Source organism: Paenibacillus sp. FSL K6-2524, assembly GCF_038005525.1.
In the GTDB taxonomy this organism is placed as follows: Bacteria; Bacillota; Bacilli; order Paenibacillales; family Paenibacillaceae; genus Fontibacillus; species Fontibacillus anaericanus.
Genome location: NZ_JBBOSP010000001.1, coordinates 3,682,814 through 3,694,675, shown reverse-complemented (window position 1 = coordinate 3,694,675; position 11,862 = coordinate 3,682,814). Strand labels below are relative to the sequence as shown.

Here is an 11,862-nt window from a genome sequence, read left to right as displayed (position 1 = left end):
AACCTTTTTCTAGGCAGGCGCATACACTGCAGTATGGCCTTGCTATTTGAACAGGAAGAGGTGAACCGAAATGTTAAAACGTTATGCTGTGTCATTGATATCAGCTTTAGTATTATTGTCTCTAATCCTCGGTGGATGTGGAAGTAGTGGCGACAAGTTGCCTACGGTTAAGATTGGGGAGGTAACACGTTCGGTTTTCTATGCGCCGGAGTATGTGGCGATAGAGAAAGGATTCTTCAAAGAGGAAGGGCTGAATGTAGAGCTTCAGACAACTCCAGGTGGCGATAAGACGATGACTGCATTGTTATCAGGTGCGATAGATGTTGCATTGGTTGGAGCGGAAACCTCGATTTATGTGTATCAACAAGGTGCGGAAGATCCTGTCATTAACTTTGCTCAGCTTACACAAACCGATGGTACATTCCTGGTGTCCCGGGAAGAAATGAGTGATTTTGACTGGTCTAAAGTAAAAGGGAGCGTGTTCCTTGGCCAAAGAAAAGGTGGCATGCCACAAATGGCTGGAGAATTCACGCTAAAGAAACATGAGATTGATCCTCATAACGATCTTGAACTGATTCAGAATATTGAATTTGCCAACATAGCAGCAGCATTTGCTTCTGGTACGGGTCAATTCGTACAACTCTTTGAACCACAAGCATCCATCATTGAAGCTGAGGGGAAAGGGCATGTTGTAGCTTCGTTTGGTACGGAGAGTGGTAAGCTCCCATACACGGTGTTTATGACAAAGCAAAGCTATATTAAAGACAATCAGCAAGTTGTACAGAAATTTACTAATGCCATTCACAAAGCTCAACTCTGGGTTCAGGAGCATTCACCAGAAGAAACAGCGAAGACCATCTCACCATTCTTCAAGGACAGTGATCAAGCGATTTTGGCTAGTGCCGTGAAACGCTACTTGGAGCAAGGATCCTATGCTGAATCACCTGCACTTACGGATTCAGCTTGGAACAACCTGCTTGATATCATGGAAAGTGCCGGAGAATTAAAAGAACGGGTTCCGGCGGAGAAGCTGGTGGACAATACATTTGCAGATTCGGCGGTAGCATCCGATAAATAATGGCGTTTAAGGAAGGAGCGTGTCAACCATGGCGCCTGTCGTCGAACTACGAGACGTGGATCTCGTATATGTCACAGGGCGAGAAGCGGTACTCGCCCTGGAAGGGATGAATCTGGCGGTTGCCCCAGGTGAGTTCATAAGCTTGGTCGGTCCTAGTGGATGCGGCAAAACCACGCTTCTATCCCTCATAGCCGGGTTGATACCTCCATCTAGTGGAGAGGTGCTTCTTCACGGCAGGCCTGTTGTAGGTCCATCGCCAGAAGTGGGGTATATGTTACAACAAGATTATTTATTTCCTTGGCGGAGCATACTCGGCAATGCGCAGTTGGGCTTGGAACTTACAGGGCGTTTGAATAACGAGACCATGGATTTTGTTCTTGAACTATTAGATGGAATGGGGCTTGCGGATACGGCGAAGCTGCATCCCAATCAGTTATCAGGAGGCATGCGTCAGCGAGTGGCGCTGGTCCGAACACTTGCGACGAATCCCGATTTACTCCTGCTTGATGAACCCTTCTCAGCGTTAGATTACCAAACTAAGCTTCAGCTCGAGGATCTTGTTGTGGATACCCTGAAACAACGGAAGAAGACGGGGGTATTGGTGACCCACGATTTATCGGAAGCTATTGCTGTAAGTGATCGAGTGATTGTGTTAGCGGCTAAACCAGGGAGGATAAAGGGGATCTTCGATATTCCGGACAATATCGCTAGAACACAACCGTTTTTTGCGAGAAAAGAGACAGGTTTTAATGAGCTTTTTCATGAAATTTGGAGAGAGCTAGAAGATTCGGATGGAAAGGAGGGATAGCTATTGGAGCGAAGCAATTCCAAAATGTCCGTAGGAGAGCGAGAACTGTGGCTCCACGAGAAATGGAAACAACACAGGTTACAGAAACGACGTACGAAGTTCTGGGTGTTAACCGTTCAAACGCTGATGCTCTTATCTTTTATTGTGTTATGGGAGTTAGCAGGGCGTATGAAATGGATTGATGTGCTGATCTTCAGTTATCCCTCCAAAGTAGGTGCTCAAATTATAAGGGATGTAACTAGTGGAGAACTCTGGCCACACCTAGCCATGACGGTTGGTGAAGTTGCTGTGGGGTTCCTGCTAGGAACTCTTTTAGGGACACTGCTTGCCGTACTGATCTGGTGGTCACCATTCTTATCCAAAGTGCTTGATCCCTATATGGTTGTATTCAATAGTATGCCTAAGGTAGCGCTGGGTCCAATCTTTATCGTACTATTTGGCGCCGGATTTACCGCAATTGTGATGACAACACTGTCGATCACTGTGATTATAACGACTTTAGTTGTGTACAATAGCTTTAATGAGGTGGATTCCAACCTGATCAAGGTTATTGCAACGTTTGGTGGGAAACGCCGCGATGTATTTACTAAGGCCATTTTACCGGCTTCTTTTCCGACGATCATCTCAACGCTTAAAGTAAATGTCGGAATGGCATGGGTGGGTGTTATCGTAGGCGAATTTTTAGTAGCAAAGATCGGTCTTGGATATTTGATCGTATATGGATTCCAGGTATTTAATTTCACATTGGTATTGTCCAGTCTAGTCATCATTGCAGTTGTGGCTACTGGAATGTATCAGTTAGTCGTATATGTGGAAAGAAAATTGGTGAGGGAGCGGTAACGCTCCTTTTTGTGCAAATTATATGGACAATCTGTCATTGTGTGAACAAATAAAATCAAGTAGGATATTTCGTATAACTTACAGCTTAGAGAAAAGGGTGGTTTCATGGGATTTAGGGTGATCAAAACATCGATAGCCACGCTATTGTCTATTTTGACCGCTGATGCTTTGGGTGTGGAAAACCCATTATCTGCTGGATTATTGGCCATTCTCGGCGTGGATGTAACTCGTAAACGTAGCCTCCATACCGTTTCTTCACGTTTTTTTGCTTCAGTGTTAGGGCTGCTACTCGCATTTGGAATTTTTTATTTATTAGGTTTTCATTACTGGGTATTAGCTGTATACATACTGATTGCTTTTCCGTTAATGTCACGAGCTCATATGAAGGAAGGAATTGTGACTAGTTCCGTTGTCGTGTTTCGCGTATTTACTGGCGAAGCATTATCGATGCATATCATGATTACGCAAATCGAGTTACTTATAATCGGTCTAGGGTACGCAACAATCGTCAATTTCGCTTACATGCCGAAGCATGAGCATAGGCTCAGTGATATTCGATGTAAAGTGGACAAGCTGTTCGCTGTTATTTTTAAGCAAATAGCAGTTACTTTACGTGATCCTTATCATGTATGGGATGGTAAAGAATTGATCGAAGCAGAAAGTTTGATCTCGCAAGGTCAAGTCACTGCAAATCATGCGTTAGAGAATCAGATGATTAATCCAAACGATGCATGGAATGTATACTTCTATATGCGAAAGCAGCAGTTAGAACGGGTTGAATATATGCTGGAGCTCATTTCTCGAGTTTATCAGCGGATGCCGCAAGGAGAAGTCGCAGCCATATTGTTCGACCAACTTAGTATCGATGTGATCGATGAAACCTATACGGGTAAGACGGAGTATTTACTTGATCAAATGCAAGCGGAATTTAAAATGATGGAGTTACCGTCAACTCGTGATGAGTTCGAAATGCGATCTTCTATATTGCAGTTGTGTCGTGAACTAGGGATATATCTGAATATCGCCAAGAAATATAAATCACCAGCGGAGCTCCAAGCTAGGAAAGAGATGGACTGAATGGCCGGTATAAAGTTAAACAAACTCTGACTATAGTTGCTATCGTAATAACTATTACTGAATGATATGGTATGATTAACCTAACGATACTAACGGAGGTCAGTAGCTATGAAAAAATGGACGTATCTATTAAGTGGAATTCTAATCGGCGTGTTAATTACAACATCAGGTAGTGCGTTAGCGGCGCAAGTCCAAAGTTTAATAGGAAAAAAAGTGACGGGCGAATACACGGTCATTGTAGACTCAAAGACTCTGACTGATAAAGGCGCTATTATTGATAGTAGGGCAAATATACCTGTACGAGCTTTTGCTGATGCTATCGGAGCTGAAGTTAAAGTGTCCGGCAAAACGATTACCGTAACGACTAACGCGGGAAGTAAAGAAACATCGGGAAATGCTGATTCATCCACAACGAATATTTTTATCGGTAGAACTAAACAGCAGTTAGAAGATTCAAAAAAAGTATTGGAAAACGACATGCTACCTCCAACCCTTAAAGAGCGTGCAGAATTGGTTGAGGAGATCGAGAAACTCAAAAAATCAGGTTCAGCTGAAGCGCTGAAGAAGAAAGAAGAGCAATTGGCTTCTAAAGATGCACTGATCGAGAAATTCAATAATGAACTTAAACAAGTAGAAGCAGCTCTAAAATTACTGCAAAATTAAGGATCACAGGATGAGGGTCTAGCCCATTATTCGGTGATGCTATGCTAAATAACAGATGGAAATGAGGCGGCTGTTATTTTTGGTAAACAAAAGCTCAGAAAAGATGAATCCACCCAGAAGTGTTCCCGATGTAAAGAGACCAAGAAATTAACTTTTTACGCCAATAACATAGGAATCATTAAAGGTTTATGTAAGGATTGCCGAAAAGAAATCGGAGATAAAGAGGATTTACTTCCGATCTAAAAAGATAAGGGCAAGAAAGTTAGGTTGATTTTGGTTTTGAGCCGAAAGTTAATGAACGTACCTGTATGAATTGGAATACAATTCAGGGTACGTTCTTTTTTTTGATCTGTAAATATAGCGAAAAGTCGCTATTCTATAGGCTTTTATTATCTATACATATTTATTTATTGTAAGGTAATCAACATTCGCCCATGTCCTGCATACACTTGTAGTGAATGATGTATGGAGGAGGTTCAAACATGTCATTGAAATATCAAAGTAGAGAGATTATAACGAAAGCGATCTGTGGAAAGGGTCGTAAGTTCTCTACCGTAACACATACCGTGACTCCGCCTCACAAACCGACGAGTATCCTGGGGGCTTGGATTATCAACCACCAGTATGAAGCGGTTGCAGCCGGTGACGGAATTGAAGTTATTGGTACTTACGATATCAACATCTGGTACTCCTATGACAAGAACTCACAGACCGAAGTAGCCAAAGAAACGATTTCCTATGTAGAGAACGTGCCATTAAACTTTGTTGACAACAGACATCGTTCTTCAACAGTGGAGGTTTCTGCGGAGGCAACGCAAGAACCAAGCACTGTTGAAGCAAGTGTGACAGGAGATGGTCGCGTTGCAATTCGAGTGGAACGCGAATTCTCCGTTGAACTGGTTGCTGAAACGAAGATTAATGTTCTTGTCGTGCCTGGCGGCGATTACGAAGACAAGGATTTTGACTTCGGTTCAGACGGTGGGGACTACGAGGATTTAGATCCGGATCTCCTCGACGACGATTTGTAAGTAGTAGTAAGCCGTGCTTTATGATGATAGTGCAATATATGCAGCAAGGGCGGCGTCGTCGAGGGCGTTCGCCCTCTTTTTTTATTTTATTAATTTTTAGGTTGTTCCATGTTTTCTGCGTTTGAGGAGGGGACAGACATGAACCAGGAGTCCGTTATGATATTGAAAATTAGGATGGAGTCTGGTCCATCCCGTAGAATGCTGCTGCAGGCATTAGATTCCTGTGGGAGTTCCTTTCACGTTGTTCATAGTCCGGCAATTACGCAGCAGTCAGGGGATGTGGAGGACGCCCCCTGGGAATGGATTACTTTCGGACCACCGGATGCTCAGTTCGCGACTAAACTCCAAGAGCGGTTCATCAACAAGAATGCTAAGATCTTTCGAAGCAAGTCAGTGAAGAAATGGAAGGATCGCCTGAACGCTTGTGGGATAACTACTGAGCTTTCGGGGAGAGTGTCTTCGAATGCGGGTAATTATCTAAGACGTTTTGTTGTTCGGGTTTTTCACTTAAAGGCGCTACAAATTCTACCGCTTGGTAAGGCGGGGATTCTACCACCTTGGAGTAGCGAAGATGAATCAGACACTCCATCGGTGCTCTGGAGACGCCTAGAGTCAACCGCTGTTCGGACGTTGTATGCACTGGATCTGGATATGGGTGAGTTAGTAATCTCGGCTGGGGAAGAAGGTAAATTCACCGTGGAGGAGATTTCGGTGACCCCTGATATGCGAGGTGTTGGGACTGCAGATTTGTTTGCCAATGCGATGGCAGAGATGCTAATGAATCTAAGCCAACTTCCAGTGGGAAGGGAACTACTAATAGGAATGGATCCTGAGTTTCTCCTCTATGATCATTCCCGAAGTAGGGTCATACCAGCATCGAGATATCTAAATCGTCAGGGTGAGGCTGGTTGTGACTCCTTACGGATACAAGGGCAATTGTTGTTTCCTCTTGCCGAGCTTCGTCCTGCACCTGCAAGGGAGCCTCGTGAAATGATGATTCATTTGCTACATGCTTTCAAGATTGCTGGGGTGGCCATTACCGATGAAGGGCTATTTTGGCAGGCAGGCGGCATGCCCCAACAAGGTTTCCCACTTGGAGGGCATTTACACTTCAGTGGCATACCACTGAGTGCCGAGTTATTACGTAGTCTTGATAACTATCTAGCGCTGTTAGTATCTGTACTAGAAGACAAACGTAGTTTCCGTCGCCGACCACGTTATGGATTTCTTGGTGATTTCCGCCTTCAAGCCTATGGCGGTTTTGAATACCGCACTTTACCCAGCTTTTTAATTTCCCCCCTCGTCACCAAAGGTGTCGTGGCTCTTTCACGGCTTATAGCGGAGAACGTAGAGACATTAACGGCAAGACCATTACAAGATGACAGAATTTATTTTGCCTTTTACGCAGGACAACAAGACGCAATTCGTAACATTCTTAATCCGTTAATCGAAGATATTACATCCGTGGAGTCTTATTCTCATTACGAGAACTATATTGCTCCATTTCTAGAAGCAGTACTTTCAGGACGTACTTGGGACGAATCTACGGACATTAAGCGACACTGGAAAATATAAAACCCCCTCGTAAGCACTCCTCTCTTTCTGGTATAATGGAGGGTATGAGTGGAGGGTGATTATGACTACTACATATACACCAATGATTGAACAATATTTGAGCGTCAAAGCTCAGGCACAAGATGCCTTTTTGTTTTTTAGACTAGGTGATTTCTATGAGATGTTTTTTGATGATGCTATTCTAGCTTCGAAGGAGCTGGAAATTACCCTAACCGGACGAGGGGGCGGCGGCGACGAGAAAATTCCGATGTGCGGCGTGCCCCATCATTCGGCGGACAATTATATTTACCGTTTGATTGAAAAAGGTTATAAAGTAGCGATTTGCGAACAGGTGGAAGATCCTGCAGAGGCAAAAGGAGTCGTTCGTCGTGAGATCGTCCGTGTGGTAACACCGGGAACGGTGATGGAAGGCAAGGCGATGGGCGAACGAACCAATAACTATATACTCTGTGTTACTGAACGACACGGGATTATGGCGGTGACTGCTTGCGATTTATCTACGGGTGAGCTGTATGTAACGTCTTCGCCATCAAATAAGCAGTGGCTTCGTGATGAGGTCGGTATTTACGATCCCGCGGAAATGATTGGGGATGCTGAACTGCTGGAGTGGATTGCTGGACAAGCTACTCCATTAGGTAAACCAGTTGTGTATACGCCATGGGACAAGATGAAAGAAGAGAATAGCAGGAAACAATTTGGTGAAGCTGTATGGATCAGGTTGGAGCCGGAACGGCGTGACTGCGTAGCACTATTGGTTGGTTATCTTGGCGAGACACAGAAGCGCCAGCTTGGTCAATTGACCAAGATTTCTTCTTATGAACCGGAACATTTTATGATCCTGGACCCGTTCACCCGGCGGAATCTGGAATTGGTTGAGACAGTTCGAGAGCGTTCGAAAAAGGGATCGCTGTTGTGGTTACTCGATCGGACGGAGACTTCGATGGGTGCTCGTATGCTTCGGCGTTGGATCGACAAACCCTTGTTGAAGCAGGGTGCAATTGAAGACAGACTAGAAGCGGTCGATCATCTGCATAGCGCCTTCATTCTGAGGGAGGACCTCAAGGTGGCTCTCCAGGAGATTTATGATCTTGAACGTCTAGTGGGGCGAATTGCTTACGGTAATGCCAATGGACGCGATATGATTGCGCTCAAGTTATCACTTTATCAAGTGCCTGGAATTAAATCACTGTTAATGGATGCTTCCTCGAGTACGCTTCGACGGATTGCTGAAGATATGGATGAATGCAAAGATCTGGCTGATCGGATTCATGCGGCGATTGCCGATGAGCCTCCGGTGTCTGTACGTGACGGTGGAATTATTAAGCCGGGTTATCATAAACGGTTGGACGAGCTTCGAGAAGCTGGATTGAACGGTAAACGCTGGATTGCAGAATTAGAAGCTGCGGAACGCCAAGCCACGGGCATTAAGTCGTTGAAGATCGGTTACAACAAGGTGTTTGGATACTATATCGAGGTGACCAAGTCGAATCTGGCTTCACTGCCAGAAGGACGTTACGAGCGGAAGCAGACACTAGCTAATGCCGAGCGTTATGTGACCCCAGAGTTGAAAGAGAAAGAAACTCTTATTCTTGAAGCAGAAGAGAAAATGGTGGATTTAGAATTTGCGCTGTTCAGTGAGCTTCGGGAGATGATTGCAGGGGAGATATCCCGTTTACAGTCACTTGCGGAACATATCGCAGAAATAGATGTGTATCGTTCTCTTGCTGCGGTTGCAGCTGATAATGGGTTCGTTAAGCCAACACTCACGGATGGCTATGACTTAGTGGTGGAGCAAGGTCGGCACCCTGTTGTAGAGTCGGTGATGAGTGATTCTGCATTTATAGCGAATGGGAGCCACTTGCGGAAAGACGATGCAAGTATTCTGTTGATTACAGGACCTAATATGGCGGGTAAAAGTACTTACATGCGTCAAGTAGCCTTGATCGCAATTATGGCGCAAATCGGTAGTTTTGTACCGGCAACATCCGCAGAAATACCACTTGTTGACCGCATCTTTACGCGCATCGGAGCCGCAGATGATCTTATCGGCGGACAGAGCACGTTCATGGTAGAGATGGCTGATATTCAAGTCATGACGGAGAAAGCAACCTCAAGAAGTTTGATTATTATCGATGAATTAGGACGAGGAACTTCGACCAGTGAAGGGATGGCAATCGCACAAGCGGTTATTGAATACGTCCATGATCATATCCGCTGTAAAGCATTAGTATCGACACATTTCCATGAATTAGCCCATTTGGAAAGTAGTCTTTCAGGACTTCGTAATTATCGGATGGCGGTACAGGAGAGTGGCGATAAGGTTCATTTCCTCCGGAAGCTTATTCCAGGTGCGGCAGATACAAGTTATGGTATTTACTGTGCTCGTCTGGCTGGATTACCAGAGGGAATTATTGAGCGTGCGTACGGATTGCTACAAAATATTGAACAAACAGCAGCCGAAGTTACGGCTGTATCGGGAGTTATCACTGAACGTGAACATCCAAAAGAGACAAGTCAGCCTGTGCTTGAGTCCATTCATACAGAGAAGGATATCTCCCGTAATATGAGCCATGAGCTTGTCGTTAAAGAAGAGGTCATACAGTTATCAATCTTCGGGGACGAGCAGCCTGTGGGGGAAGCGAAACCCACCAGTGAAGATCCCGGAATGCGACAGCTTGTCAATCTGGTGAAGAATGTGGATCTGATGAATATGACGCCTCTGCAGGCAATGCAGTTGATCAATGAATGGCAGATGAAGGCCAAGGAACTATGATGTACTGAAGAATATCTAGGAGCGGAGGGGACAAATAGCAATGGCCAAAATTATAGTGTTGGATGAGCATATCGCGAACCAAATCGCAGCTGGTGAAGTGGTGGAGCGCCCGGCTTCCGTTGTGAAGGAGCTTGTGGAGAACGCAATCGATGCGGGGGCTCGTAAAATTGAGGTAATCGCGGAAGAAGGTGGACTCCAAAGCATCCGAGTTACGGATAATGGTTCTGGAATGGATCCCGAGGACTGTGAAACAGCGTTCTATCGTCATGCTACTAGTAAAATGTCCACTGGCCGAGATTTGTTCCAAATCCGTAGCCTTGGTTTTCGTGGGGAGGCACTTCCGAGTATTGCCGCCGTTTCTAAGGTTCAGCTTGTCTCATCAAGCAATGATTCTGGCCTTGGCCAGATTATCGTTATTGAGGGTGGAACCTTGAAACAAAATGAAGAAATTGCTGCACCGCAAGGAACTGATATTACGATAAAGGAATTATTTTATAATACTCCGGCAAGATTGAAATATATGAAAACAATTCAAACTGAGCTCGGTCATATTTCGGATGTGATGTATCGTCAGGCCTTAGCTCACCCGGAAATTGCTTTTACTTTTCGTCATAACGGAAATACTTTGCTTCAGAGCCCTGGAGGCGGAAACTTGCTTCAAGTGATTGCCTCTATTTACGGAGTTAATGCCTCAAAAGCCATGATCCCGATTGAAGCGGAGAATCTTGACTATCGTATATCGGGATTTATAGGTCGACCAGAACTTACACGTTCAAACCGTGGGGCGATGTCGACTATCGTGAATGGACGCTATATTCGTAACCAAGGCCTTCATCAAGCGATATTAAGAGCTTTTCATACACTTTTACCGATCAATCGTTATCCGCTGGGGGTTATAAACTTAGAGATGCACCCTTCATTGGTAGACGTTAACGTTCATCCAGCTAAACTGGAGGTTCGTTTCAGCAAAGAACCAGAACTTAATACGTTTATCGAAGAGAGTTTACGAGCGGTGTTGTCGGCTCAAGTGCTAATTCCGCAGGTCGTTAAGCAGAATATCGGGAAGGGAAGAACAGGCTCTATTATTCAGGAGCAGTTCCATTTCAATTCACCTAGCACAGAAGCAAGTAGCAATGTGGGGACACCTACACCAACTAGAGCACCTGATCAATCCGTAGCAGCTTATTCTCTGCGAGAAAGTGCAACTTCTAATGGCTACAATACTCCCTCTGCTAGTGGTAATGATGTACAATATACGGCTCAGGTAGTTCCTCCAATTTCTTCATCGGGGGGTGGGCAGAAAACGACGCAACAGAACGCGACGCAATCTAACCGCATTAGCACGCCGACAGCTGGATTTAATCAAGTGATCGCCCCAGTGGGAGCAAGAACATCGGAAATGTTATATGGCTCGCCTGAGGCAGTCCCAGAGCTTCCAGAATTCCCGGAACTTTCGCTGATTGGACAACATCATGGTACCTATTTAATTGCACAAAATGAACATGGGTTATATTTAATAGATCAGCATGCTGCCCATGAACGGGTGAATTATGAGTACTACTATGAAAAATTCGGTCATCCAACAGATGCTTCGCAAGAACTTTTAATACCGATTACTCTGGAGTTTACTCCCTCAGATAGTGAGAAGTTAAAGAGTAAATTACAATGGTTCCAAAATGCGGGTGTAATACTTGAACATTTCGGTGGTGGGACGTTCAGAGTCGTGAGTCATCCCTATTGGTTTCCATCTGGAGAAGAGACTGCAATTATTGAAGAGATGACGGAATGGGTGCTAAGTGAACGAGTGATCGATCTGTCGAAACTTCGTGAGAAATCATCCATTCTTGTATCTTGTAAAGCTTCGATCAAAGCCAATCAGAAATTAACGCCCGAAGAAGCGAATACATTGTTACAGCGGCTGGCTGCCTGCAAGCAGCCTTACACATGTCCGCATGGCAGACCGATTATCGTTTCCTTCTCTACGTACGATTTGGAGAAATTGTTTAAACGGGTCATGTAA

9 protein-coding genes are annotated in these 11,862 nt (G+C 44.8%); all 9 read left to right on the top strand.

The genetic code is table 11. From position 1 onward, the window contains the following. Positions 1-70: 70 nt before the first annotated feature. Complete coding sequence (locus NST85_RS16955; RefSeq protein ID WP_341189893.1) at positions 71-1,078, top strand: ABC transporter substrate-binding protein; 1,008 nt, start codon at positions 71-73, stop codon at positions 1,076-1,078. A 28-nt stretch (positions 1,079-1,106) separates the two neighbouring features. Further along, positions 1,107-1,886, top strand: a complete 780-nt coding sequence (locus NST85_RS16950; RefSeq protein WP_127190580.1) for an ABC transporter ATP-binding protein — start codon at positions 1,107-1,109, stop codon at positions 1,884-1,886. A 24-nt stretch (positions 1,887-1,910) separates the two neighbouring features. Then, positions 1,911-2,726 (top strand): ABC transporter permease, encoded by an 816-nt coding sequence (locus NST85_RS16945; protein ID WP_127190767.1) that lies wholly within the window; start codon positions 1,911-1,913, stop codon positions 2,724-2,726. Between the two features lie 105 nt (positions 2,727-2,831). After that, positions 2,832-3,803 carry an aromatic acid exporter family protein gene (locus NST85_RS16940; RefSeq protein WP_341189892.1) on the top strand — a complete coding sequence of 324 codons (972 nt, stop codon included), beginning with the start codon at positions 2,832-2,834 and terminating at the stop codon, positions 3,801-3,803. 108 nt (positions 3,804-3,911) lie between these two features. After that, on the top strand, positions 3,912-4,466 hold the full coding sequence (locus NST85_RS16935) for a stalk domain-containing protein (RefSeq protein ID WP_127190578.1): 555 nt from the start codon (positions 3,912-3,914) through the stop codon (positions 4,464-4,466). 482 nt (positions 4,467-4,948) lie between these two features. Next, entirely contained in the window at positions 4,949-5,494 is a 546-nt protein-coding gene (cotE, locus tag NST85_RS16930; RefSeq protein ID WP_127190577.1) for an outer spore coat protein CotE, read from the top strand. Between the two features lie 138 nt (positions 5,495-5,632). Further along, the gene (locus NST85_RS16925; protein WP_341189891.1) at positions 5,633-7,069 is read left to right on the top strand and encodes a putative amidoligase domain-containing protein; all 1,437 of its coding nucleotides are present in this window, start codon (positions 5,633-5,635) and stop codon (positions 7,067-7,069) included. 61 nt (positions 7,070-7,130) lie between these two features. Next, positions 7,131-9,842 (top strand): DNA mismatch repair protein MutS, encoded by a 2,712-nt coding sequence (gene mutS / locus NST85_RS16920; RefSeq protein ID WP_341189890.1) that lies wholly within the window; start codon positions 7,131-7,133, stop codon positions 9,840-9,842. A 40-nt stretch (positions 9,843-9,882) separates the two neighbouring features. Continuing rightward, complete coding sequence (gene mutL, locus NST85_RS16915; protein WP_341189889.1) at positions 9,883-11,862, top strand: DNA mismatch repair endonuclease MutL; 1,980 nt, start codon at positions 9,883-9,885, stop codon at positions 11,860-11,862.